Raw genomic sequence first — 25,359 nt, 5'->3', positions numbered from 1 at the left:
ACATGAAAAAAATTACCCTGATCGTTTTCCTGCATATTTTAACCGCTCGCGCAGCCATCGCCCAAAAACAGGAGATCCGATTGTTCACCAGCGATATCACGAATTTCTGGAATGCTTATGACCATATCACGGTAACAAAGGACAGCGCAAGGCAATACGCTTACATGGATAGTTTATTCCTTAAAAAAGCCACGCCCGGCTTAAAGGCCCTTATGCAGGTCCGGGAATATACCGCCAAATCCTATATCGATGCGATCAATAACTACCCTATGTTCTGGCGTTCTGTCCGGCCCAACACACTTAAGGCGGATGGCTTCGCCAAAGTCATCGATCAGGGGATCGCCCGGTTCAAAAAGCTTTACCCGGAATTGAAACCGGCAAAGATCTACTTTACCATCGGCGCACTCCGCACCGGCGGCACCACCCTGGACAGCCTGGTGCTGATCGGCGCAGAGGTCGCTTTGGGAGACAAGCAGACCGTCACGACCGAATTCCCCAGGTCCCTAAGCCACCTGCGTACTTACTTTGACAGCGAGCCGATGAAATCAATGGCCTTTAATAATATCCATGAGTATGTGCACACCCAGCAAAAAACGACGGTTGCGAACACGCTTTTAGGACAAAGCGTTTTGGAGGGCGTCGCCGAATTTCTGGCGGTTCAAGTCAGCGGCCAGGCTTCGCCCACGCCGGCGGTGGCTTACGGTAAACGGAACGATGTCAGGATACGACAGGCATTTGCTGCGCAATTGTTCAACCCCTTTACCGGGTTTTGGCTTTACAGTAACCAGGAGAATGAATTTCACGTCCGCGATCTGGGTTATTATGTCGGCTATGCGATCTGTGAAAAGTATTACGAAAAGGCAGCTGATAAAAAACAGGCCATCCGCGAAATGATCCGCCTGGATTATAATGACGAAGCCGCGCTCAGCCGTTTTGTGGAACAATCGGGTTATTTTGATGAAAGTATGCAATCTATTAAAAAACGTTTTGAAACAAGCAGGCCGGCCGTTGTTGCCATCGGCCCGTTCAGTAACGGCAGCAGCCAGGTTGCGCCTTCCACCACAAAGTTAACCGTTACCTTTTCGGAGGCGATGGATGAAAAATCCCGGAACTTTGACCTGGGGCCATTGGGTGAAGATAACCTGATGCGCGTTAAAAAAATATTGGGTTACGCCGAAGATGGCCGGTCACTATCCTTTGAAGTGGAATTGAAACCGGACCGGCATTACCAGTTGCTTCTGGGAGAAGGATTCAGAAATAAAGCGGGCCTGTCCATGCGCCCTTACCTCATTGATTTTAAAACAGCTGCCCGATAGGCAGCGCTGTACTTTTTTTACAAAAAACCCATGAAAAATATAACATTAACCACTTTACTGATGACAACATTGCTGTTCAGCGCCTGTAGAAAAACGGACGCCCAGGACAAGGGTCCATCGCCCAGAAAACATCCCCAGCCCGCACTGTCCGTTTTTCCCGTACCCGGCGCTTACGACACCGCTGCGATAAGCGGCGCACTGAAGGACAGTTTGAATCACACGGTTAAAGACCTGTTCCTTATCACAGGTATGCCCGGCCTGAGCGCGGCGATGATTGTCCCCGGTAAAGGCTTATGGCGGACAGATACCGGCTATCTGTCCCTGCCTGAGCAAAAGCAAGTCAACAACAATTCGGTATTTTACTGGGCCAGCGTGGGGAAACTGCTCACCGCAACCGTGATCGAACAACTCATCCAGGAGAAAAAACTGAACCACGACAGCAAACTCTCCGGCTGGTTCCCCGCTTTGCAGGATGCCGGCAAGATCACCATCGCTGAACTGCTGAACCATACCAGCGGTATATACAGCTTCAATAACGATCCAAAAGTATTTGCGATCGACCGCTATTATTCCCCCGATGAACTGATTGGCCTCGCCCGTGCGCAAAAAAATCATTTCCCGCCGGGCAAAAACTGGTCCTACAGCAACACCAATTACCTGCTGCTGGCGCTTATCGCCGAAAAGACCGAAGGGAAACCCTTTGATGAAATTATACGGGACCGGATCGCCCTGCCGCTGCACCTGACGTCCTTACGCGCCCTGAAACCGCAGGAAAAGATCGCCGGTCTGGCCCTGGCGCACCAGAACGGACAAGTCATCAAAGAAGATTATTCGGTGCCTTTGGGCGCAGGCAATATCGTGAGCAATGCCCGCGATATGGTAGTTGTGCTTTACAGCCTGATGACCGGCAAATTAGGCCCGGTAGCGCAGGTGCACGAGCGGCTGAAAGATTTGTATGCCATGCCGGACGCGGGCACCTGGTACGGCCGGGGCGTCATGCTGACCGACTTCAACGAGATCACCCATACCGATGATCTCTGGATCGGCCACAGCGGCGGCACCCAGACCTACCGCGCGCTGCTGGTTTATGATACGGCATCCAAAACATTTATCGCGGTAGCCATCAATGCGCATATTTCGGCAGAGGCAGTGGCCAGGAAACTGTTGGTAACCGCTTTACAATGATAGCTAGAAAGCGTACCGGTAAGGAATGAGCACTTTTAAACCCCTACATTTAGCTTATGAAACAAAGCAGTAATACATTCCTTGGCCGGGTGCGGTCGGTGAAGACGGTCGATGGCTGCGGCGTGATGCCTACCCTTTATTCCGGAGATAAGGAGCTGGAAGAATGGCATAGCCACGAACAGGCCAGTATCAGTTTGCTGGTCAGAGGCGGGCACGATGAGTATCTTTACGGTAAATATTATAAGCGGCAACCTGGTGACCTGAAATTTATCCCCGCAGGTGAGGTACATCGCTGTGATCGCTACCAGCCGGGAACATTTAAGATCAATCTATCGTTCCGGCCCGGTTTGGTAGCAGCGTATGCGGAAGACCGGCTGGATAACCTCCTAAGCACAAAACCTGATGCCAAATTTCTGCTCCTTCAGCTTTACCATGCGCTGGAAGACCCGGTAGTTTATACGCAGGCTTCGGCACAGTTGCTGCTGATGGCTTTGCTACACCCGGAAGGGAAAAGAGAAGGCTATACGCCAGCATGGGTAATGCAACTGAAGGCGTTATTGCAGGATGAATGGTCTGCATGCCATGATCTCGGGGAACTGTCCCAAAAGGTAGGTGTACACCCCGTCACGATCTCCCGCTACTTCCCGGTCTATTTCTCTACTACTTTAGGTGAATACATGCGTAAGCTGAAAATCGAGCGGGCCCTACCGCTGCTCGGCGATGGAAAGCTGTCGCTGACCGACATCGCTTATCAATGCGGCTTCGCCGACCATGCCCATTTCACCCGCACTTTCAAAGCGTTAACCGGTTATCTGCCGAAACAATTCCGGAAAATTTAAGCAGGCTAATCCTATTCTATTTTAAGTCAGCCCATCACTTTACCTTGCGGGCTAATTTACAGCAGATGTTACGGACACGTTTTTATTGGCTGGCTTTGGTGCTTTGCGTGAATGCTGCGCCCGCTGCGGCACAATCATTTGACCCTTTTGACGGGCATTCAACCGCCTTCCGGGCAAGTCCGGAACGTTATTTCAGCAGCCCGGCCAAAGAGCTGGAACAGCGGAAGCGCTTAATGGATAGCACCGCTGTTTTCACGAAAAAAGAACCCTGGACGCCTGCTATGCTGGACGATCAACTGGCGCTTTACGAAAAGCTGCTGGTTTCCCTGAACAGGCACTACGCTTATTTTCAGTTGCTGGGCTACCGGGACAAACGGGATACAGCGGCAAGGAGCGCCAAAGATCAAGTGGATCAGTTAATAGACAGCCTGGACCGGTATACGGCAGGGCAATTACGCAGGCAGGTCTTTTCGACGCAGGCCGGGGATAAAGCCTACCGCTATCATTATTTACTGGAAAAAAAACGTTCGGATGCGGAACACGAGCTGAATCCTGTCCCTGCGGCTATCGCTGCCAGGCTCAGCGATCCGCTGATCCAAAGGCTGACGGACAGGTATGATAACCTGATGGACGATACCAGGGCACCCGACCTGTTACTGCCCGATGGGCAAAAACTGAATCCTGTCACTAACCGTAATAAGGTGTTACAGTACCCGGATGCGGCGGTTCGTGCCCGCGGCATGAAAACTTATTATAATGCCTATAGCGCCCATGCGGAGCTATTGGCGGGTACCCTTATCGATATCACCGCTGCAAAAAATGCACTGGCGCAGTTAAAGGGCTTTAAAAGCGCCCCGGAGGCCACCTATGCCCGCCGCCTGCAACTGCCGGAAGACAGCGTTCGGGCCATGTTCCGGCAAATGACGGGCCTTTCGGCAGTGCTGAAGAACTACCAGCGGGTGCAGGCTGCCCAGGTTAAATTGATTACGGGCCTGGATACCGTACACAGCTGGGATATGAGCCTGCCGTCCGGATACAGCTTTCAACAGCTGCCCTTCGGGCAGGTGAAAGCCTTAACGCTCCGGGCGTTCCGGCCTTTGGGCAAACCTTACCAGCATTTATTTGCCTGGCTGCTGGACCCGGCCAACAGGGCGCAGGATATCGCCGCCGGACCGGACAGGGTCAATGAAAATACGTCAGTGGGCTACCCCGGCGTCCCGGTGACTTTGTATATGAAAAGTTACAGCGGCAGCCTTGGGGAAGTTTTAAGGCTTTCCCACGAGGGCGGCCATGCCATTCACATGCGACTGATGAGTGAGGCCGGTATAGTTCCTTCCTATGCCGCAGGGCCTGGTTTCCTTTTTGAAGCCTATGCCATGCTCAACGAGCTATTGGTACTGGATGAATTGCAGCAGCAGGCCACCACCGCCAGCGCCAAAGCATTTTATACCAAAGCTTTCCTGGATAAGCTTTCCCTGGAAATATTCACCGCTGCCGAAGAAGGCAGTTTCGAGCAGGGCATCTATGACGGTGTGGTTGCCGGGCGCATACATGACCGCAGGGACGTGGATAGTTTGTACGCGGGCATTATGGAGCGCTATGACCTGTTTTTTGCGGCGGAGCCGGAACGCCGGAGCGAGTGGATCAATAAACGTCTGGTATTTGACGACCCCTTGTATAACGTCAACTACCTGTACGCGATGCTATTGACCTGCCGCCTTTATGAACAGGCGCACCGTGATCCTGCTGACTTCGGGCGCCGTTACGCGGCTTTGCTTAAAAACGGTTTTGATGCGCCCGCGGACGACCTGATCCGGAAGTTTATGGGTTTCGGACTGGATAACCAGGTCCTGCTCAGGAGTGCGATGGAGCTGATGGAAAAACGCACCAAAGAACTTGCTTTGTTATATAAAGAACTTAACCATGCGAGAGATTAAGGATCGGGTGGAATGGTTGCAACATTTAAAACCTTTATTTTTGAAATTTTTGTTCAAGGAAAACTATGAAAAATATAACATTCACCACTTTACTGATTACTACATTGCTGTTCAGTGCCTGCAGAAAAACGGACGCCTAGGATAAGGGTCCATCGCCCAGAAAACATCCCCAGCCCGCACTGGCCATTTTTCCCGTACCCGGTGCTTATGATGTTACGACAGCCATCGACCGGAATTTAAAGGACAACCTGGACGGAACGGTTAAAGACCTGTTCCGTATCACAGTCTGTCAATATTTACTGCGAACTTTGTCGAAACTCCCGCCCTATGCGACATTTGTTTTTAAAGGGGAAATTCTTTTAAATGAAAAGGCGTAACAAAAGCTACACCTTTTCATTTACGCACTAGCTATTATAATCAACTTCAGCTGCCAGCATGATATGCGGACTGAGACAGAGTAGCTCTGGATCAGATTCAGTTGCAGCTACCAGTTCAAGCAGTTGTCGCTGCTTTTCAGGGCTTGCCCAGCTCTCAAAAAACTTCGCGTCCAGCCAGGCCAGACCTTCCACCGCATGCATACCGACTTTTATTAAACCAGCTTCTTCAAACTCCTGGGAAAGTTGATCCGGGCGATGAAAAAATGCCTGGGCCAGCATTCCGGGAAATGCAGGAGGCGGTTCATGTTCCCCGTTTTGCAGTTCCTGCCTGCACATCTGATAAATATCAGGATGATGGAGCATACCATTCTGGAGTGCTGCTAAAGTTGATGCAGCATAAGTAATGGCAAAGCCGATTACCGTTCCCCCTGTCTTCAATATTCTGCGGGCTTCTTTTATCGCCGCTATTCTTTGGGCAGGTTCCTGCAAATGGTATAATGGTCCGTGCAGGATCACCAGGTCTATGGAATTTGAAGCTATTGGAAGACAGCGGGCTTCCCCTTCAATGCACTTGAACGCCCGTTTGGATTTCCGCGACCGTTTCTCTGCCAGTTGGATATGCTTGCCTACAGGATCTACCAATACGACCTGGTGGCCCATGCCTGCGAGCCATGCGGCATAGTGTCCGGTACCACCGCCAATATCGGCAATTACTGCAGGTGCTGCGGGGAGGTAGCGTTCAATTAATTGTTTGTTGCGTAAGTATTCTAAGGGACCAAGCCCTGTTTTTAGCCTGGTATCTTCGGCACATTGGTTATAGAAATCGTTGATCGATGAATCGATAAGCATGATAATAGTAGGTAAAATATACACATAGTGAATTAGGCCAGCCCTGGTTGAGCTGGTCAGGAGGAAAAAGGCTAACCGCCATTCCCTCCGGGGTGTATATTTTTAAACGATTCTAATGCGACAAAAGTAAAGATTTTTTGAAGATTCAACAAAAATCAGCTAAACCAGATATCCTTCTTTTTTCTAACGCAGTTTGTCGCTTCATTTGCCAACAAAACTCCTATGACAAGTACAATGTTTCCCGCGACAACACTCGACACCCATAACAGGGGGCCATATCTGCAACATCACGACAGCTAAGGAGCATAGGTACAATTACCAGGACTAAAACCAAATGAAAGCACTGAGGCCAGTGACCATAAAAGCTTTTTCTTTTTTAAAGGACGCATATATTTTTATAGGCTATTGATATGGATCCAGATCCCAAATCACTACACTTTGATATTTTTTTTATCCTGCTTCTATGATGTGTTTAAAGATCAACCATACCGATGATCTCTGGATTGGCCATAGCGGCGGCACCCAGACCTATCGCGCGCTGCTGGTTTATGATACGGCATCCAAAACCTTTATTGCGGTTGCCATCAATGCGCATATTTCGGCAGTGACAGTGGCCAGGAAACTGCTTTCCCGCCCGCGTTAGTCTAAGAAACCGGTGCTTTCGTCTAATCCCGGAACATTTCCTAAAACGAAACTACTAACTTTGCAACTCCTGTTAAACTCAACCCTGCAATCAGAAAAATGTGACCATGCCCACTCTCAGTCTACCCAATAGCACGGACGAACATTTACTGCAGCTCATGGCCGGCGACAACCGGGAAGCCTTCACAGAGCTTTATAACCGTTATTGGGATAAAACCTTCGCGGTAGCCTGGCACCGTTTAGATGATGAACAGGAAGCTGAAGAAGTGGTTCAGGAGGTGTTTTTAAGCATCTGGCAGCGCAGGGCAAGCCTTAAATTAACACATAGCCTGGCAACGTACCTTTCGGTCGCCGTTAAATATAGAGTGATCAACCACCTTGATCGCGCGTACAGAAAACAGCAGCATCTGGACGAGCTTGCCGCTACCCCGGCCGATACCGGGGATACTATCATGCAATGGCTGGAGGAAAAAGAACTGCGCCAAAGGCTTGACCACGCCATTAAGCAATTGCCCGAGAAATGCCGCATTGTATTCCTGTTAAGCCGCGACGAAAATAAAACTTACGCTGAAATAGCAGCGGAGCTGGGTATAGCTCAAAAAACGGTTGAGGCCCATATGTCTAAAGCTTTGAGTTCACTCAGGCAATCGCTTGGCGTTTCCCTGCCGGTACTCATTTTACTTCTTCGTTAAACGCGCTTTTCACTGTTTCCAGTATAAGACCAATTGTTTCGTCAGTGTTTTCACAAGACCAGTAAAATATTTTTCATTCGCACTAAGGGTATAGGCTTTTGCCGCTGACTATATGTGCAAAAGGTTGAAAGATCAGTTGCCATGGAAAATAATCAGTATAACGCAAAAGAGCTTGCCCATAAATTAATTCAGGGGACGATCACCGCCGACGAAAAGATCTGGCTCGACACCTGGTATGCCGGTTTCAGCGATGAGGAAGTTTTATTGTCAGCCTCCAGATACCAAACTCCCGAACAGCTGCGGGAAAGTATTTTGGGGCGGATAAACGCGCAAATCACGACAGCACGAAAACCCGCGCAGGTAATCGCACTATGGCGAAACATAGCTGCTGCCGCAGCCGTGGTATTGTTGGTTACTTTCGCAACCCTTTACAGAAACCAGGCACTGGAAATTATTGATCCAACCAAACAAATAGCAATGTCAACCACCTTCGGCAAGCATCAGCAGATCCTTTTGCCGGATGGTACGCGGATCTGGCTTGGTCCGGGCAGCAAGATAAGCTATCCCGATAAGTTCAGGACCCGGGAGCGGCTGGTAAAACTGGAAGGTGAAGCATTTTTTGACGTTGTGCATGATAAAGATCATCCCTTCGTCATCCAATCGGGCGTACTTAAAACGGTGGTGCTGGGCACCAGCTTTAACGTCAAAGCCTACCCCCGCCAGCCTATAGCTGAAGTCACTGTGATCAGCGGAAAAGTGGCTGTACTCGAGCATGGCCTGCCTCAGAGCAGGCAAGCCATTATGGTACCCAACCAACAAACTGTTTATGATAAAGCAAGCAGGTCCTTAGTGACGCGGGAATACCCCAATGCTTCAAAATTCCTGTCACAGCGTACCGGCTTATTTAGCTATGATGGCGCATCCCTGCAAAGCGTTGCAGACGACCTTTCCCTTCAGTATGGCGTCCACTTAAATCTGGCCACTGGCATTGCTCAAAAAGAGTTTTACGGGCGTATCAATACCAACGAGCCCTTAGCTAACGCGCTCAATAAACTTTGCGCCGTAATGGATCTGCACTGGCGCAAGCTTAATCAAGGCTATGAGCTGCAGCCTTTGCCCTTTAATAATTAAGCTTTTTATTTAAATATCACCTAAAGAAAAATCATATCAACTATTGACAACATTTATGAAAATCAACAAACAGGGGCGGATATCCAGACTATCGGCCGTCTGCCTATTGCTATTACTTTTGATCAATGCAAAAAGCAAAGCGCAAAGCCCGGGCCCATTAGACAAACCCGTTACAATAACCATCAGCAACGAGCCGCTTAAGCAGGCTTTGGATAAGATAACAGCCGTCAGCGGCATCAAGTTCACCTACAACGAAACGGTTGCCAAAAGCGCAGTAAAGATCAGCATCCATGCCCAAGATCAACCGCTAAGGCAGTTGTTGGGCAATGCGCTCGCGCCTTACCCATTTAGTTTTACCGTACTTGATCAGGAAGTGCTGATCAAATACGACGCAGGGAAAACCATACAGCGGGCGGCCACGTCACAAAGTAAATACACGCTCAGCGGTACCATCACCAATAAAGCCAATGGCGAAACCCTCATCGGAGCCACCATCCGGAGCGGCGCCAATGGCACTGCGACCAATGCTTACGGCTTTTATTCGCTCACGCTGCCCAAAGGCAGCCAGGAGCTAAGCGTCAGCGCCGTGGGGCAAAAAACCAAAACGATCACCCTGGACCTGACCGCCGATCAAAAGCTGGATATCGCTCTGGAGGATAACACCCAGGAACTCCAGACCGTAACCATCTCCGCGCCTTCGCGGGGAGGACGTGACCTGCGCGGCACGCAGATGGGCGTGGAAAAACTCAGCATCAAAGAGATCAAGGACATCCCGGTACTGCTCGGCGAGCGCGATGTGGTCAAGACCCTGCAACTGTTGCCCGGCATCCAGTCCGCAGGCGAAGGCAGCGGCGGCTTTTATGTACGCGGCGGCGCAGTGGACCAGAACCTGCTGCTGCTGGATGAAGCCACCGTGTATAATGCTTCGCACCTGCTCGGCTTCTTTTCCACCTTTAATTCCGACGCCATCAAAAACGTGAGCATCTACAAAGGCGACATGCCCGCGCGCTATGGCGGGCGCCTGTCCTCCGTCATGGATGTACAGATGAACGACGGCAATAACCAGGGCACCCATGTCAGCGGGGGAGTGGGCCTGATCGCCGCCCGGCTGAATGTCGAAGGGCCGATACAAAAGGACAAATCCTCCTTCCTGATCTCTGCGCGTCGGACCTATGCTGACGTGTTCCTCAAATTATCCAGGGACACCGACATCAACCGCAGTCAGCTCTACTTTTACGACCTGAACGCCAAAGCCAATTATGTGCTGGGCAGCAAGGACCGCATCTACCTCTCGGGTTACTTTGGCAAGGATGTGCTGGCAGCGGATAAGGTGAACGGCATCAACTGGGGCAATACTACCGGCACCCTGCGCTGGAACCATGTATTCAATAACCAGCTCTTTTCCAATACCTCACTGATCTACAGCAATTACGATTATACCATCAGCCTGCGCCAGGATGTGAACGATTACACCATCTATTCCCGCATCCGCGACTGGAACCTGAAAGAGGACCTGCAATGGTTCCCCGGCGACGCGCACACCGTCAATTTTGGTTTTAACAGCGTTTACCACAGCATCAAGCCCGGGCAGATCACCGCCAGCGGCAATGCCGGGATCAGTTCGCAGGAACTTCCCAACCGCTTCAGCCTGGACCAGGCAGTGTACGCCGGCGATAACTGGAAGCTGACCGACCGTTTCACTTTTAGTTACGGCCTGCGGCTCTCGGCATTTTCCATTATTAAGGAACAAATCAAAACAACCTATTTCAATGCGGAACCCAGATTAGGCGCAGCCTTTCAACTGGATGAGCAAAGTGCGCTGAAGGCGGCCTATTCCCGCAACGCGCAGAACCTGCACCTCATCTCCAATTCCAGCTCCGGCTCGCCGGTCGATAAATGGGTGGCCAGCACCAGCATCATCCGGCCCGAACTGGCCGACCAGGTTTCGCTGGGCTATTACCGCGACCTCAGTGAACACCACTATGAGCTGACCCTGGAAACCTATTACAAAAAACTGCAGAACCAGATCGACTACCGCAACGGGGCCAATATCTTTACCAACCAGCCCATCGAAACCCAATTGCTCTACGGTAAAGGCCGCGCTTATGGCCTGGAGCTGCTGCTCAAAAAGAAGACCGGCCGCCTGACCGGCTGGCTGAGCTATACCCTGTCCAAAACACAGCGGCAGATCGATGGCATCAACCAGGACGACTGGTACAATGCCCGCCAGGACCGCACGCATAATCTTTCCCTGGTCGGCATCTATAAGCTAAGCGACCGATGGGTATTATCGGCCAACTTTGTATACTATACCGGCGATGCGGTGACTTTCCCTGCCGGTAAATACCAGGTGGACGGCAGCACGTACTACAATTACACCAGCCGCAATGCCTCGCGCATGCCTGCTTACCACCGGCTGGACCTGGGTGCCACCAAACAGCTGAAGAAAACCAACAAGTTCTCTTCCGAGCTGAGCTTCAGCCTGTATAACGCCTACGGCAACCCGAATGCCTACCGCATCTATTTCCGCGACAATAAGACCGATCCCAGCCGGACCGAAGCCGTGCGCACGACCCTGTTCACTTTTGTCCCCGCTATCTCTTACAACTTTAAATTCTAAGCCATGAGAAACATCATTTATATCACCTTGCTGGCCATCTTATTTTTCAGCTCTTGCGAAAAGGCCATCGATCTGAAATTACCCGATAATACGCCCAAATACGTGATCGAGGCGGTACTGACCAACGAAGCCGGCGGCTGCCGTGTATCCATCTCGCAAACCAAAGCCTTCACCGGCGACAATACCTTTGCCGGTATCAGCGGCGCTACCGTCACCATCAGCGGCAACGGGACCTCCCAAACGCTTTCGCCAACAACCGCCGGGATTTACCAGCACCCCAGCTTTACCGGCGTCCCCGGCAACACCTATCAGTTGACCGTAAAGGTGGACGGCAAGACCTTTACCGCCAGCAGTACCATGCCGCAACCGGTAGCCTTTGACAGCCTTTACGTCAAAAAAGGAGAAGGCAATAACAAAGACGGCAGCCCGCTCCTGTACGCGTTCGCCAGCTACCGGGACCCCGCCGCCACCAAAAACTACTACCGTTTTCTGCAATACGTCAACACCAAAAAAGAAAAGACCGTGTTTATCGCCGATGATGAATTCACCAACGGCAATACCGTCAACAACCGCCTGAGTTTCAGTAATGACAACGACGATCCTGCCCGCAACATCAAAAGCGGCGACCATCTGACCGTGGAAATGCTTTGCCTGGACCCCATAGTCTACCAGTACTGGTACAGCCTGAAAAACAGCGCGGGCGGCGACGGCAATAATGCCGCCCCTTCCAACCCGGATACCAACCTTTCCGATGGCGCGCTGGGCTATTTCAGCTCGCATACTATCCAGCGTAAAACCATCCTGGCCCCTTAATCACCAGGATCATTGTAACAATTCAACGCCAACAAACGTCTTCCTTATAAATCTGATCGCTATGCTTCATCCGCTCAAAAAAACAAGCCTCTTACTTTTAACCTTTCTCACGTTGCTTGCCGCGAAATTACCTGCCCAGGTCATCAGCCTGTCTGGTCGTTCCCTGGATACCGCTGCACTAAGCAACTATATCCAAAAGCAGATGGATTCGCTGAAGATACCGGGTGCTGCTGTTTGCATCCTGAACCACAAACAGGTGGTTTACCGGCATGATTTCGGCTATGCGAACCTGGAGCAGAAACGGCCCGTCACTGAAGCGACTTTGTTCGAGGCAGCATCCATGACCAAACCTTTATTCGCTTACTACGTGAACTGGCTCGCCCAGAAAGGGATGATCAGTCTGGATAAGCCTTTATATCAGTATTTACCGCTTCCTGACCTGGATTATGACCCGCGGTACCAAAAGATCACCGCCCGGATGGTGCTGAGCCATACCAGCGGCCTGCCCAACTGGCGTGCCGATAACCGCGGCCAGGAACTCGACATCAAGTTTGAGCCGGGCAGCCAGTTCTCTTATTCCGGCGAAGGTTATGATTACCTGGCGAAAGTCGTGGCCAAAATCACCCATACCAATGCCATCACTTTAGGAGCGAGGATCAGACAAGACCTGCTTTTGCCATTGGGGATGCGGTCCAGCTACCTGGTTTGGCAGGATGGCCTGGACAACCGCCTGGCAACCGGTTACGAGGACGGCAAAACACCCCGGGAGATCTGGAAACCCAAAGTCGTCAACGCCGCTTCCAGTTTACTGGCCACCTGCAGCGATTATGCCCGTTTCCTCTCGGCTGTGCTCAGCAATCAACCCTTAACCGGGGCCAATACGGACCGGATGCTCAGCCGAAGGATCAAACTACCGGCCGGTCACATCATCACCCAGTACTTCGGCTGGACAGACTGGGCCATGGGATTCGCCATCAAACCCACCGCCTTCGGGAATGTATACGCTCATGGTGGTACCAACGAAGATTTCCAGTCCAATTTCATGATCGACCGCAAGACCGGGACCGGCTTCGTCGCCATGACCAACAGCAACCACGGGCATGAACTGAACAAAAAGATCGAAGCCCTTGTAATCAACGGACAATAATAAAAACGACATTCAAATACTTTACCTCGCACGCCCATGAAAATCTTAAAAAGCCTTTTGGTCCTCCTGTTCCTTTGTTCGCTTTTGCCGGAAAAATCCGCCGCGCAAGCACCGGATGCCAAATTAGCCGCGCGCATCGATGAATATTTTACCGCCTTAACCCGGCTGAAAAAGTTCAATGGCGGCATCTATGTCCAGGCCAATGGCCATGACGTTCTGAAAAAGGCCTATAATTTGTCTGCCGATCCTAAAAGCAGCCTCCGGGTAAGCAACAGCAGCCAGTTCGATATCCATTCGATCAGTAAGCTCATGGCGTACAGTATACTGGTTAAACTCCAGCAGCAACACCAGGTAAAACTGACGGACACCTTAAGCAGGTACCTGCCGCAATTCCCCAACAGCAGGCTGATCACCATCGATCAGTTACTGCACCACCGGTCCGGCCTGCCCCGTGAACTGACCAGCAAGCCCGAAAATATCCTGGCACTGAGTCCTGATCAGATCATCGCCGCGATCAGTAAGGAAAAATTGGAGTTTGCCCCCGGCACCGATACCCGATACTCCAACCTGGGTTACGAGGTCATCTACTACCTGATCCAAAAAATCACCGGCAAGCCTTTCGCGCAGTGCGTGAAAACCTACATTTTCGATCCCCTGCAAATGAAAGCTTCGGGCGCCCACTTTGTGATCAGCCACGCGAACCTGAAGCAGCCTGCCCTGAACCACCAGTTGCGGGACGGCGTGCTCACCCGGGTGCCCAATATTACGCAGGATGAATTCTCTACCGCCCGTATCTATTCTACCCTTGGCGATATGATGGTCTACCTGAAGTCCCTGCACCGGGAACCTTACCTGTCCGCTCTGCGCGACACGCTGGGCGTCATCCAGAAGAATGGCGGCTCCGACGGGATCAGGGCACAGATCTATACGCAGACCACAAAGCATTACAGTTTTGTCTTATTCGCCAATGACGACGACATACCCTTTCAGCAAACCATCACCGACCTGGTGAATATACTCGAAGGCAAACCCTACCAGGTTCCTGCGGAGATCAACCGGAAAGCCGTGCCGGTGGCCGACAATATCCTACAACGCTATACCGGCTCTTATGATTTCGCGGAAGCGAACCATACCCGGCTGGAATTCCGGGTAGAGAACGGACTATTGCAGCTGTACCAGGACAACAAAAAGGAAGCTTCCCTGTCCGCTGAAAATGAACGCGTATTTTTTGATGACCCGAAATCAGCCGACGGCTTTGAATTTATCCAGCAGGGTGATGGCTGGCAGATCAGCTGGACCTATCAGGGATCGAAGTTCAAAGGACTGAAAGTTACAACCCCTTAGGTCTGACACTTCCCCGTAACCATTTCAAATAAAAAGTGTCTTTATGCGTATGAGCAACAAATTCATCTATACCATCTGCCTGTCCCTGTTATCCCTCAATCTTGCGGCCCAGGTACCGCTAAAGCGCCTCGACTCCGTTATGCAGCTTGCCCATGCCCGTGGTGTTTTTAACGGGAATGTACTTATCGCGCAGAGAGGCAAGATCATTTATGAACAGTCACTGGGTTATGCAGATGGCAGCAAAACCAAGCCGTTAACATCGGCTTATAAATTTGATATTGGCTCGGTGAGTAAGGAATTCAATGGTGCCGCGATCCTGTTGTTAAAGCAACGCGGGAAACTTAGCCTGGATGACCCGATCAGCAAATTCCTGCCGGAACTGCCTGACTGGGCAGCGCAGGTGAAGGTCCGGCACCTGCTCACCTATACCAGTGGTATTCCGACATTTGCCGCGACACCATTTGAAGGCGACAGCCTGATCCTTGCTAATCTCCGGCTAGTGAAGAAACTGAGTTTTGAACCCGGAACCGCGTATATTTATAATCATTAAAATGTTTTTCTGCAAATGAGGATCGTTGAAAAAGTGAGTGGGTTAGCTTACGCTGACTTTCTGATGAAAAATATATTTAAACCTTGCGGGATGAAAGACGCAGTGGTTGACCTGCCGGTAAGCAGCCCGGATATGGCCAAAGCATTTGACCAGGATTTTCATAACGCTCCCTATTTTCAGGGAATGAGCGGCTGGGTCAGGCTAAGCGCAAGAGACCTGTATCGATGGTCGGAATGCCTGAACCAGTACAAGATCCTGAATAAGGATTCCTTTGCCGGATTGGCGGCCAATTTCCCGAACGGCGAGAGCAGTATCGGGACGGTTGGCTTTTCGGGTGACACGCTCGCCTGGCACCGCCACCAGGGTTCGAACAGTAATTATGAGGCCCTGCTCTTCAGTGACCTCAAGCGGGGGCTTACCGTCGTGATGATGACCAATAACCAGCAAATGAAGGTTGACGGTGTCAAAAACGCGCTGTTTGCAGCACTTTCCGGGGAGTCTGTGAACATCCCTAAAAAATCCTTTTACCTGGAGATACGGGAGAAAACGCTGGCTGATGTCGGCCAGGGACTGGATTATTACCGCGACTTAAAAGCACACCACCAGGACAGCTATGATTTCAGTTTTGAGATCGGCGACCTGATCAGTACCGGTAAATACCTGCTGCGCCGCAACAAATTCGATGATGCGATCAAAGTGTTTCAAACCGCGGTCGCCCTACAAGCTAAACCCTCGGATACGGCCTATGGCTATGAATTGATCGGTGAGGCCTATTTAAAAAAAGGCGATAAGGCCAGTGCCCGCCTCAACTACCAGCAAGCCGTCAATACCGACCTGAACAATAAAAACGCGAAAGCGATGCTAAACACTTTAGATTGATCCCCCAAATGAGCTATCGGTTATTAGTGATCCTGGCCTTTCTGCATTTTGGCATCAACGCCAGCGCTCAGCGTACATACGACCCGATAACCGCTGCGATCCAAAACGATTACAGCGGGATGCACAGTCTGCTCATTGCCAAAGGCGGGAAGCTGGTCTACGAACACTACTTTAACGGCTTTGCTGCCGATTCTCTGCACGATACCCGTTCCGCTTTTAAGTCGGTGACCAGCCTGCTGCTGGGTATCGCCATAGACAAGGGCCTGATCAAAAGCGTGGACGAAAAAGTAGCCACTTTCTTTCCGGAAAACAAAGCCTTTGCGGCAGATCCTCTGAAAACCAACATGACGATCAAAGACCTGCTGGAAATGCGATCAGGGTTTGACTGCGACGAATGGAACGATGAAAAGGATTGCGAGACCGCAATGACCGCCACCCGCGACTGGGTGAAATTCTGTTTGCAGCTTCCAATGAAAAACCCGCCGGGTAAGGTCTGGGCCTATACTTCCTGTGACCCGATGCTCATCAGCGGTATCATCAATAAAGCAAGTGGAACAAGTATCATGGATTTCGCCGAAAAAAACCTCTTCGCGCCATTAGGCATTACCAACTACCGCTGGACAGTCGACCCGGCAGGTCAGGGTATGACCGCAGGTTCTTTCTTCATCCGTCCGCTGGATATGGTCAAACTTGGCGAACTCGTATTGCACGCAGGCAGGTACCACGGCAAACAGCTCATCTCCGAAAAATGGCTGAAGGCCTCCACGACAGCCACTATCCCCATCCCGGATTTTTCTTTTATGAAACTGAGCCGCAGCACAGCAGCCGAACCGCAACCCGCTTTTTATGGTTATTACTGGTATAACGAGACCGTAAAAATGGGTAATAAAACCTTCCCCGTCGTTTTTGCCTCCGGCAATGGCGGACAATATATCATGATCGTTAAAAAGCTTGATCTGGTCATCGTGGTCACCCAGGGCAATTTCGGTACCTGGAAAGCCAAACGCGCATTCGACCTGCTGGCTAAATATATCCTGCGTTTTACCGTAAAATAAATCATAGAACCATGACCAAAAAAGTGATCATCGTGGGTGCGTCCTCCGGAATCGGTAAAGCACTCGCCCTTCAGCTGGCAGAAAGGGACTACCTGATCGCCATCACCGGCAGAAGAACAGAACTGTTAGCACAGCTAAGCGATCAATATCCGGACAAAATACTTTACAGTGAGATCGATAATACGCAAACCGATACCCTGGAAATGAAGCTTGAAAAACTAAAGGAACAACTCGGCGGCCTTGATCTGCTGATTTTAAGCTCCGGTGTTGGCAACATCAATGAATCGCTGTCCTTTGCTATTGAAAAAGCGACGATAGATCTGAATGTAACCGCTTTTACAATGATTGCCGGCTGGGCATTCAAGACCTTTCAAAAGCAAGGCTACGGTCATTTGGCAGCCATCACTTCCATAGCAGGCTTAGCGGGCAGCCATCTGGCACCCGCCTATAATGCAAGCAAAGCCTTCGAGATCAATTACCTGAAAGGCCTCCGTAAAAATGCCGGACAACTCAAGTTACCCATTATCATCACAGATATACGGCCAGGGTTCGTCGATACGGCGATGGCAAAAGGAGAGGGTTTGTTTTGGGTAGCACCAGCCGATAAAGCAGCTGCTCAAATCGTTGCAGCAATAAACAATCATAAGCGAGTGACCTATATCACTAAACGGTGGACACTAGTAGCGCTGTTACTCAAACTCGTAAACCTGTAAGTACGATAAGTTAATATGCACGCAACATCCGCTGCATTTCAATCCTGCTACCTGTAAATGTGGAAGAGATCGATGAACACATTACTTTACAGGTCGCGAGTTCCAAAATTCAGACACCAATTAATGCTAATGTCCGATTCCAATAAAACAAGGCTTCTCCCTTGGCAACGAACTTAAGTTGCTTATTTAGAAAATTGTAGTCTGGATGAACGATCATATATTCTGCTATGGGCTTTTTATCATCGAATTTTTCAAAATCAGCAGCATCCGTTAAAACAATAGACGCTAAATAAGCCGCCTTTGCAATGGCGACTTGTGCCTGCTCGATCCGGAAATTAGCTGTATAAACATAGTGGCCGAACTGTTGTATTCCTTTTGTAAAATAACCATAAACCACCCTGTCCTCTGCACTGACCTGGGCCGTATTTCGGGCAACGATCAGTGCAGTTTGAATGGTATCGTTGAGTACATCGTCTACAGATTTGATCCCGCGTTCCGGGCGATATTTGATTTCTCCTTCGGCGGTGGCACGGTACGATTTTTTAAATGTTTCCAGGATTGCAATCAGGTCGAACAGGCAGCCTACGTCAAATGCCTGTTTGATGATTTCCATAAACATCTCTGATTTGATCGCTTCGCCTTTGTTATTTATGCCTTCTCGGTGAAACGGCACTCCCGTAGTATTTGGCGCAAATGCGGTGAGCTTATCGCCCGCGATCGAACAGATATCTGGCGTCTTGACCATAACATTATCGCCATAGACCACCAACCACTCTGTCTGTACCGGTCGTTCCACGATAACCGGGTAGTGATTTTCAGCAAAAAGGACATCTAGCAGGATTTCCTTTTGCGGTTGAGCGAGTACTTCACCTTTCTGGGTTTTGGCAGGTACATTTGATTGAAAGGAAAAAGCATAATGCGCTTTTGGAATACCTTGCTTATAACTTCTTCGTTCATCTATCCGCATGCCTGTAAAATTACTTGCTCCAACGATCTTTTCCAGATGAAACTCCAATTCTTCTTTGATCATATCATGCCTGACGATAATATCAATATCTACCGAAAATCGCTGTGGCTCGTTCAACATTAACACAAGGCTGGTGCCGCCTTTAAAAATAAAATCCAGGCCGGAAAGCTTCAATTGCTCTAACAGATACAGCGCGTAAATCATGTTTTCCATAAGCCCCGGATCTCTGTTGTATTTTTTTCTTTTTTCTGCGAGCCATTCCGGTGAAAAGGATTTTAGGTCAATCATGTAAAATGGTTTGAGGCAGGTTAGTATAATGGGCCAGATAATTTCTCAGATCGACGTCTTTCCTCCGTCTTTTTGCATAGCTGAACAGTTTAGTAAAATCACATTGATATTTATCATAAGCAGACTCGATGATATTGGCTAATTCGCTCCCTTGATAAACATTAAATAATCGTTGATCTGAAAAAATGTCGACAATCATTTTTTCAATCGTGACGGTCGGGGTTTGATCAACCCTTTGTACCGGGGATTTGGAAATTAATGATTCGACAATGATTGCTGACTGACTTTCATAAACATACCATTCCAATTCCTTTTCCTGCGGTAATAAATACACATCTTTTGTGTTGATATCTTTCAAAAAATGAAATACTGGTTCAACAGCAGCCTTTTCCACTTCCAGTATGGTGATAAATTTACCAGGCTGGTGCAGCATGAATTCATTTAATATTTTGGTAGACCAAATACATAGTCTCAGGGAATAGAACTGCTTCATTATCCTATTGGCCAATCTGCGCTCCGTGTCACTGATTACCGGTTTAAAAACCGGCTTATTGGTAAACGTTAATAAATCCCTTGATACAGGCCCGAGGATGCCTTTCTCTTTCAAGTCGAAAATGCGCCATCTGAATGTTGTCTCTTTCAGCTCCGGCTCATACTTTAAGTAAAAGTCAAATAATTCTTTCTTTGAAAAACTTTCACGGTTTTCAAATTCTTTTTTGATTTGCGTTATGATGAAATCTTTAACCAAAATGAACCTCCTTATGCAAATATAATTATTTCCAACAAAAGACAGCAAATATTATTTAGTGTCTTTTGTTGGAAATCAAACAACGGACACTATTTGCCAATTGTGGCCGTTGTTTGCCAAATTTACAGTAAAAGGTTTAAGATATCAGGGCTAACACCGGTTTTTTCCCGGTCGGTCTTGGTAATAGCGTCAATTGGCCGGCCATAAGGAACAAATATCGTAAAGCGCCACCTTAATGTTAACACCAGCTTAATCTACTTTGGCTATTTTTACAGCAGTGGAGCGTTTATCAGATACCGAATTATGGCTATTGCTGCAGCAGGACAATGAACAGGCCTTCGCTGTTATCGCGCGCCGCTACCAGGACCAGCTATACCGGCAGATCTATAAAAGAACCGGTGATGAAGAAGACACCAAGGATATGCTCCAGAACATCTACATTAGCCTGTGGACCCGGCGTCAGCATCTGGTGATCGAAAGTTCCTTTGCACCCTACCTCACACGGGCGGCACATTACGCCATCGTGAACGAGTACCTTTTTCGTAAGAAAAGAACCGGGTTGGAATCCGCCATGGCTTTATGGGATGAACCCGTTCACCGGCCTGTCGAGGATACGCTGATAGCGGCCGAGCTCCAACAGGAATTTGAAAAAGAACTGCTGAAAATGCCCGGAGCCGTACAGGAAGTGTTTCGCCTGAGCAGGCAGGAAGGGCTTTCTGTCCGGGAGATCGCCCTGCAACTCGGGCTGAACGAACAGACGGTCAGGAACTATTTATCCACCGCGCTGCAATCGCTGCGGGCCTACCTCAAAAAAGATAATCTTGCCTTCGTGCTCGCCCTGGCATCCGCCTGCTGGTTCAGTGACCTTTAACTTAACAAACTGTTATTGATTATTTAATAGTATAAAAGGACACTTTCCCTGATTATACTGTTGAATGGAAACACAGGACAAACAGCTGAAAAAACTGGCCGAAAAATATGAAGCCGGACTTTGCACTCCGGAAGAGGTCAAACTGGTCAGGGACTGGTACGATAGTTTTGAAACGGAAGGCTATCCGCTGCCGCCGGATCAGGAGATCAAACGTGCCGCCGAAGAAGCTACGACGCGCGCTGTTCATTGGGTCGCTGCGCAACAAAGGCCCGCCCGCATCAGGAACCTATGGCTACCCGTTTTAAAAGTAGCCGCTGTATTATTACTGCTTAGCTCAGCAGGTATGCTGATTTTCAAAGCTACCCATCCTGACCAGCAGCGCATGGTATGGCGTCAGGAAAGCACCGCCCCCGGCGTTAAAAAACAGGTCACCCTGCCGGATGGCTCATTGATCTCCCTCAATAGCGGATCAACCATCACTTACCCCGAAACGTTCAGTAAAACCACCCGCGACCTGAAACTCAGCGGCGAAGCCTTTTTTACCGTTGTACATGATTCCCGGCATCCTTTCATTGTGCATACCGGCCAGCTCCGGGTACAGGTACTGGGCACCTCTTATAATATTCAAGCCTATCCCGGCGAAACCCCTACAACAGTCGCCGTCGCGACCGGTAAAGTCGGTTTATGGGGCACCGGCGACAAAATTAAAAAAGTGTATATGCTGACACCAGGCGAGCAGATGACTTATAACAGTAGCCTTAAAAGCTTTGTCAAAAGCTCTTTGCCACTTGCAGATATCGGCAGCTGGCAGCAAAACGTGCTTGATTTCCGGATGGAAACGCTGGAAAACATCAGTAAAAGCCTCAGCCGGGAGTATGGGGTCACCTTTGTCTTTAAAGACAGGTCATTACTAAACAAACGGTTCCGGCTCAAAGTCAAAAAAGAAAGCCTGGCCAATATCCTGAAGCTTTTAAGTATTTCGGGCGGAAACTTTCCTTACCACATCAGCGGTAAAACAGTGACCATCGGCTAAATCATTCAACCATTTACCATTAAAGCAGGAGGTATGCGTTAAGAAAGTATTCCTATGTACCCATAAAGAAAAAGGATTGATGAAGAAGAGCGAAAGTGTACCACCACTTCCGCTCGGTAAGCTTCATGATCCATCAGATTGCAACCCAATAATCATTTTAAAAAGCTATGTACAATTCTACAAAAAGTAGTGTAATTAAACGACTATATTTTATGACGCGCCTAACCATGATGGTGACCGTTATTTCCTTCACCCTGAGCGGTGTGCTTTTGGCCTCGGAGGTGAGGTCCCAGCGACTGGACGAAGCTATTGTTTCTGTTCATACACAGAAAAGCAGCCTAAATGGCCTGCTGTCCGATCTTTCTGCCCAATCAGGATTTAACTTTGTTTATGCCGAAGAGCTCGGTAAGATCAACCCTGTTTCGCTCAACGTCAGCAAGACCAGCCTGGACAAAGTACTGGCGCTTCTGGCCAAACAACACCGGCTGCATTTCGAGCAGATCAACAGCGCCATAGCCGTCAGCAAACTCCCTCCGCCGGCCGTCCCGGGAAAGATCAGCGGCAAAGTGCTGGACGAAAAAGGAGAAACACTCCCCGGCGCTACCATTAAACTGGTAGAAACCGGGCAGGCCGTGCAAAGCAATGCCGACGGCTCGTATGTGCTGAGCGTTGCACCGGGTACGTATACCATCGAAGTGAACTTTATCGGTTACCAGTCGCAGCGCATTACCGGTGTGGTCGCGTCGGAAGGTAAGCTTACACCGCTCGACCTGGCCATGAAGCCGGCCAATACCGCTTTAAAGGAGGTAATGGTGACGGCGGCTTACCGCAAAGCGTCGCTGGAGGGGCTCTATGCCAAACAAAAGAACAATGCCGGTATAACCGATGGCGTAACCGCCGAACAACTGGCGCGTACCCCAGACAAGAACCTGGGCGAATCACTGAAACGCATCAGCGGCCTGGCCACTATCGATAATAAATACGTGGTGGTGCGCGGCCTGAGCGAGCGTTACAACAATGCGGAACTTAACGGTCAGTCGGTACCCAGCACGGAGCTGAACCGGAAAGCCTTCAGTTTTGACATCATTCCCTCCAATATGGTCGATGCGGTGACCGTAACCAAAACCCTGACCCCGGACAAAAGCGCTGAGTTCGGCGGCGGCCTGGTACAAGTGCAGACTAAAGATATCCCCGATGAGAATTTTACGACGCTCAATATCGGCGGAAGCGTAAACAGCAACACCACCGGAAAAGATTTCCTGACCCTGCCGATGGAAACCCGCAATTATTTTGCCCTCCCCGCCGGTAACCGTAACCTTTTCGGCAAACTGGACTGGAAAAGCTCGAATGACGTACTGGCCAATACGACGCTGAACGCGGCCTCCGGTAATTATGACGTCAATGATCCAAAGGCATTCGCCAACAACTGGGGCCTTTCCAAACTGAACCCGGCACCCGCGCCTAACCTCCAGTTTTCTTTAGGACGCGTGTATTCGCTGAAGAATAACCAGCGCATCGGCCTCATCGCTTCTGCCGGCTACCGGAACACTTTTCTGACACAGGATATTGAAAGCACCCGCTTCGGTTTTGAAGAAACCCAAAACCCTCTGATCGGTAAGCGCTATGGCTTTACCGCGAACCTTTCCGGCCTTGCCGGGCTGAGCTACGGTACAGAACGCCTGAAACTGGGGCTGCAAAGCATCTACCTGCGCACGCTGGACCAGCAATTGCTGATCGGCACCGGCAACAAAGACGGATTTAAGCAACTGGGCTATTTTGACCAGACCACAGCTTCCAGCCTGTCACAGAATCAGTTGAAAGGGGAATATGCCATTGGTAACCGGGGTATCAAACTGAACTGGCTCGGCAGTTATATCCGGCTGGACCGCCTGAAACCCGATAACCATATCATGACCGCAGCCTATCAGGCCGATCCGGCTTATGGCCCGGATGAATACTACATCAGCCAGCCGCAAAGCGACCTGAGCCGCGGTGCCCTGCGTTCCTGGAGCCGGGCACTGGAAAATAATTTTTCATGGAACACCGACCTGCAAGTCCCATTTCAGTTTAATACGGGGCAATTAGGCTGGGCCAACAGTTTAAAGGCCGGGTATGCCGGCTGGCAAAAAGACCGCCTGTTCTATGTACTCAATTCCGGCAGTTCGGCCAATACCTCGTATTTTCCGGCCTTAGCCGATGCCTTTGACCCTAACCGGGCGGGAACATCCATCGAATTCAGCCGGTTCGGCGATGATTTCCATAAAAAGGCCAGTTTGCATGCCGCTTACCTGATGCTCGATAATAAGGTCGCCGGTAAGCTCCGCCTGGTATGGGGCCTGCGTGCGGAATATTATAACCTGAACGGCCTGAACCAGAACCTGGATCAGATCAAAGCCAGCGTTAAACAATACGATTTCAGCGCCCTGGATAAACTGGAACCCAACTGGAACTTTTTCCCTTCCGCGAATCTGACTTACAGCCTGACACCGAAAATGAACCTGCGCCTGGCCTTTGCCAAAAGCATTATCCGGCCCGACCTGCGCGAGCTTACCTTCTTCCAGGAATATGATTATGAACTGGGCGGGGTTTATAATTCCCAGACCCCGATCCGGTCCACCAAGATCAGCCATTACGATTTCCGGTATGAATGGTTTCCTTCACCCGGAGAGCTGATCTCCTTTTCGCTGTTCCGCAAACAGTTCGACTACCCGATGGAAATCTACAAAGACCAGAACAACCGCTTGTTCACCCTGCAGAATAACAAAGCGGCGACCAATAATGGTATTGAAGCCGAATTCCGCAAATCCTTCGCCTTTACCGGCATCCCCGTATTAAAACAACTGACGCTTTATGGAAACTTTACGGCCTTAACCAGTACGGTAACACCTATGACACTGGCCATCGGCGCTAACGATCCGGCGCAGCCAGGGAAAGTGCTGGTGACAGAAAATACCGGTGCACCGGAAAAGCGCGTGCAGACCGGTGCCAGTAACCTGATGTATAACGCGGGCTTTTACTACGATACCCAACCCGTACGCGTCAGCATGAGCTATAATTATGTCTCCAACCGCCTCATCCGCCCGACCGTTGATTATTCGCAATCCTTATTTGAACGGCCCGAAAAGGCGCTGGACGCGCAGGTCGCCGTCTTCCTGCTCAAAAAGAAACTCGAGATCAAAGGGACAGTCAGCAACCTGCTGAACAGTTATTCGGTGGTTTACCAGAATGTATACGACCAGGGCAGCCTGACCGCGAAAGAACCGACCACGCAACAACTACGGTACCAGGCCGGTGTCGACCAGATCAACTACAAGTCCGCCTCCGGCCGCACCTACAGTTTAAACTTTACCTATAATTTCTAAG

At 49.9% G+C, this 25,359-nt stretch carries 19 protein-coding genes and 1 pseudogene; 17 read left to right on the top strand and 3 right to left on the bottom strand.

Going from position 1 to position 25,359, the window contains the following annotated elements; translation table 11 throughout:
• Positions 1 to 2 precede the first annotated feature (2 nt).
• From BDD43_RS11200 to BDD43_RS11185, 4 genes are all read left to right on the top strand, one after another.
• Positions 3 to 1,316 carry a gliding motility protein GldB-related protein gene (locus tag BDD43_RS11200; RefSeq protein ID WP_121197750.1) on the top strand — a complete coding sequence of 438 codons (1,314 nt, stop codon included), beginning with the start codon at positions 3 to 5 and terminating at the stop codon, positions 1,314 to 1,316.
• A gap of 30 nt (positions 1,317 to 1,346) precedes the next feature.
• Positions 1,347 to 2,501 (top strand): serine hydrolase domain-containing protein, encoded by a 1,155-nt coding sequence (locus BDD43_RS11195; protein ID WP_121197749.1) that lies wholly within the window; start codon positions 1,347 to 1,349, stop codon positions 2,499 to 2,501.
• A gap of 56 nt (positions 2,502 to 2,557) precedes the next feature.
• Positions 2,558 to 3,340 (top strand): helix-turn-helix domain-containing protein, encoded by a 783-nt coding sequence (locus tag BDD43_RS30025; RefSeq protein WP_162847047.1) that lies wholly within the window; start codon positions 2,558 to 2,560, stop codon positions 3,338 to 3,340.
• A 65-nt stretch (positions 3,341 to 3,405) separates the two neighbouring features.
• A complete protein-coding gene (locus BDD43_RS11185; protein WP_162847046.1) occupies positions 3,406 to 5,277 on the top strand; it encodes a M3 family metallopeptidase in 1,872 nt (623 codons plus the stop codon).
• A gap of 404 nt (positions 5,278 to 5,681) precedes the next feature.
• Here BDD43_RS11185 and BDD43_RS11180 read toward each other — a convergent pair whose 3' ends face one another.
• A complete protein-coding gene (locus BDD43_RS11180; RefSeq protein WP_121197747.1) occupies positions 5,682 to 6,503 on the bottom strand; it encodes a class I SAM-dependent methyltransferase in 822 nt (273 codons plus the stop codon).
• A gap of 466 nt (positions 6,504 to 6,969) precedes the next feature.
• Here BDD43_RS11180 and BDD43_RS30020 point away from each other — a divergent pair, with 466 nt between their 5' ends.
• The 10 genes and pseudogenes from BDD43_RS30020 to BDD43_RS11130 all read left to right on the top strand — a co-directional run bounded on the left by BDD43_RS30020 (position 6,970) and on the right by BDD43_RS11130 (position 18,089).
• Positions 6,970 to 7,146: a hypothetical protein gene (locus BDD43_RS30020; protein WP_162847045.1), complete on the top strand. Its 177-nt coding sequence runs from the start codon at positions 6,970 to 6,972 to the stop codon at positions 7,144 to 7,146.
• A 106-nt stretch (positions 7,147 to 7,252) separates the two neighbouring features.
• The gene (locus BDD43_RS11175; RefSeq protein ID WP_121197746.1) at positions 7,253 to 7,837 is read left to right on the top strand and encodes an RNA polymerase sigma-70 factor; all 585 of its coding nucleotides are present in this window, start codon (positions 7,253 to 7,255) and stop codon (positions 7,835 to 7,837) included.
• Between the two features lie 141 nt (positions 7,838 to 7,978).
• Complete coding sequence (locus BDD43_RS11170) at positions 7,979 to 8,968, top strand: FecR family protein (protein WP_147425617.1); 990 nt, start codon at positions 7,979 to 7,981, stop codon at positions 8,966 to 8,968.
• A gap of 55 nt (positions 8,969 to 9,023) precedes the next feature.
• Complete coding sequence (locus tag BDD43_RS11165; protein ID WP_246001545.1) at positions 9,024 to 11,588, top strand: TonB-dependent receptor; 2,565 nt, start codon at positions 9,024 to 9,026, stop codon at positions 11,586 to 11,588.
• A gap of 3 nt (positions 11,589 to 11,591) precedes the next feature.
• The gene (locus BDD43_RS11160) at positions 11,592 to 12,401 is read left to right on the top strand and encodes a DUF4249 domain-containing protein (protein ID WP_121197744.1); all 810 of its coding nucleotides are present in this window, start codon (positions 11,592 to 11,594) and stop codon (positions 12,399 to 12,401) included.
• 61 nt (positions 12,402 to 12,462) lie between these two features.
• Positions 12,463 to 13,548 carry a serine hydrolase domain-containing protein gene (locus BDD43_RS11155; protein ID WP_162847044.1) on the top strand — a complete coding sequence of 362 codons (1,086 nt, stop codon included), beginning with the start codon at positions 12,463 to 12,465 and terminating at the stop codon, positions 13,546 to 13,548.
• Positions 13,549 to 13,584: 36 nt separating this feature from the next.
• Positions 13,585 to 14,892, top strand: a complete 1,308-nt coding sequence (locus BDD43_RS11150) for a serine hydrolase domain-containing protein (protein ID WP_121197742.1) — start codon at positions 13,585 to 13,587, stop codon at positions 14,890 to 14,892.
• Positions 14,893 to 14,935: 43 nt separating this feature from the next.
• Positions 14,936 to 16,321 (top strand): annotated as a pseudogene (locus tag BDD43_RS30585) (serine hydrolase).
• Positions 16,322 to 16,329: 8 nt separating this feature from the next.
• Positions 16,330 to 17,376, top strand: coding sequence for a serine hydrolase domain-containing protein (locus BDD43_RS11135; RefSeq protein ID WP_121197739.1), 1,047 nt, complete (start codon positions 16,330 to 16,332; stop codon positions 17,374 to 17,376).
• Between the two features lie 11 nt (positions 17,377 to 17,387).
• Positions 17,388 to 18,089: an SDR family NAD(P)-dependent oxidoreductase gene (locus BDD43_RS11130; RefSeq protein WP_121197738.1), complete on the top strand. Its 702-nt coding sequence runs from the start codon at positions 17,388 to 17,390 to the stop codon at positions 18,087 to 18,089.
• A 109-nt stretch (positions 18,090 to 18,198) separates the two neighbouring features.
• Here the strand turns inward: BDD43_RS11130 and BDD43_RS11120 are convergent, their stop codons facing one another.
• Both BDD43_RS11120 and BDD43_RS11115 read right to left on the bottom strand, forming a co-directional pair.
• Positions 18,199 to 19,344 carry a nucleotidyl transferase AbiEii/AbiGii toxin family protein gene (locus BDD43_RS11120; protein ID WP_121197737.1) on the bottom strand — a complete coding sequence of 382 codons (1,146 nt, stop codon included), beginning with the start codon at positions 19,342 to 19,344 and terminating at the stop codon, positions 18,199 to 18,201.
• Positions 19,337 to 20,092, bottom strand: a complete 756-nt coding sequence (locus BDD43_RS11115) for a DUF6577 family protein (protein WP_121197736.1) — start codon at positions 20,090 to 20,092, stop codon at positions 19,337 to 19,339. Before BDD43_RS11115 ends, BDD43_RS11120 begins: the two co-directional genes overlap by 8 nt.
• A gap of 259 nt (positions 20,093 to 20,351) precedes the next feature.
• Here BDD43_RS11115 and BDD43_RS11110 point away from each other — a divergent pair, with 259 nt between their 5' ends.
• The 3 genes from BDD43_RS11110 (at position 20,352) to BDD43_RS11100 (ending at position 25,358) form a co-directional block, all read left to right on the top strand.
• Positions 20,352 to 20,963 carry an RNA polymerase sigma factor gene (locus tag BDD43_RS11110; protein WP_246001544.1) on the top strand — a complete coding sequence of 204 codons (612 nt, stop codon included), beginning with the start codon at positions 20,352 to 20,354 and terminating at the stop codon, positions 20,961 to 20,963.
• 64 nt (positions 20,964 to 21,027) lie between these two features.
• Positions 21,028 to 21,996 (top strand): FecR family protein, encoded by a 969-nt coding sequence (locus tag BDD43_RS11105; RefSeq protein ID WP_121197734.1) that lies wholly within the window; start codon positions 21,028 to 21,030, stop codon positions 21,994 to 21,996.
• A 212-nt stretch (positions 21,997 to 22,208) separates the two neighbouring features.
• Complete coding sequence (locus tag BDD43_RS11100) at positions 22,209 to 25,358, top strand: TonB-dependent receptor (RefSeq protein ID WP_246001543.1); 3,150 nt, start codon at positions 22,209 to 22,211, stop codon at positions 25,356 to 25,358.
• Position 25,359: the final 1 nt, after the last annotated feature.

This window comes from Mucilaginibacter gracilis (assembly GCF_003633615.1).
GTDB lineage: Bacteria > Bacteroidota > Bacteroidia > Sphingobacteriales > Sphingobacteriaceae > Mucilaginibacter > Mucilaginibacter gracilis.
This window is presented reverse-complemented; position numbering and strand designations above follow the sequence as displayed.

Coding starts and splice junctions, on each gene's coding strand:
- BDD43_RS11200 (WP_121197750.1), top strand. CDS start 3: ATGAAAAAAATTACCCTGATCGTTTTCCTGCATATTTTAACCGCTCGC.
- BDD43_RS11195 (WP_121197749.1), top strand. CDS start 1,347: ATGAAAAATATAACATTAACCACTTTACTGATGACAACATTGCTGTTC.
- BDD43_RS30025 (WP_162847047.1), top strand. CDS start 2,558: ATGAAACAAAGCAGTAATACATTCCTTGGCCGGGTGCGGTCGGTGAAG.
- BDD43_RS11185 (WP_162847046.1), top strand. CDS start 3,406: ATGTTACGGACACGTTTTTATTGGCTGGCTTTGGTGCTTTGCGTGAAT.
- BDD43_RS11180 (WP_121197747.1), bottom strand. CDS start 6,503: ATGCTTATCGATTCATCGATCAACGATTTCTATAACCAATGTGCCGAA.
- BDD43_RS30020 (WP_162847045.1), top strand. CDS start 6,970: ATGTGTTTAAAGATCAACCATACCGATGATCTCTGGATTGGCCATAGC.
- BDD43_RS11175 (WP_121197746.1), top strand. CDS start 7,253: ATGCCCACTCTCAGTCTACCCAATAGCACGGACGAACATTTACTGCAG.
- BDD43_RS11170 (WP_147425617.1), top strand. CDS start 7,979: ATGGAAAATAATCAGTATAACGCAAAAGAGCTTGCCCATAAATTAATT.
- BDD43_RS11165 (WP_246001545.1), top strand. CDS start 9,024: ATGAAAATCAACAAACAGGGGCGGATATCCAGACTATCGGCCGTCTGC.
- BDD43_RS11160 (WP_121197744.1), top strand. CDS start 11,592: ATGAGAAACATCATTTATATCACCTTGCTGGCCATCTTATTTTTCAGC.
- BDD43_RS11155 (WP_162847044.1), top strand. CDS start 12,463: ATGCTTCATCCGCTCAAAAAAACAAGCCTCTTACTTTTAACCTTTCTC.
- BDD43_RS11150 (WP_121197742.1), top strand. CDS start 13,585: ATGAAAATCTTAAAAAGCCTTTTGGTCCTCCTGTTCCTTTGTTCGCTT.
- BDD43_RS11135 (WP_121197739.1), top strand. CDS start 16,330: ATGAGCTATCGGTTATTAGTGATCCTGGCCTTTCTGCATTTTGGCATC.
- BDD43_RS11130 (WP_121197738.1), top strand. CDS start 17,388: ATGACCAAAAAAGTGATCATCGTGGGTGCGTCCTCCGGAATCGGTAAA.
- BDD43_RS11120 (WP_121197737.1), bottom strand. CDS start 19,344: ATGATTGACCTAAAATCCTTTTCACCGGAATGGCTCGCAGAAAAAAGA.
- BDD43_RS11105 (WP_121197734.1), top strand. CDS start 21,028: ATGGAAACACAGGACAAACAGCTGAAAAAACTGGCCGAAAAATATGAA.
- BDD43_RS11100 (WP_246001543.1), top strand. CDS start 22,209: ATGACGCGCCTAACCATGATGGTGACCGTTATTTCCTTCACCCTGAGC.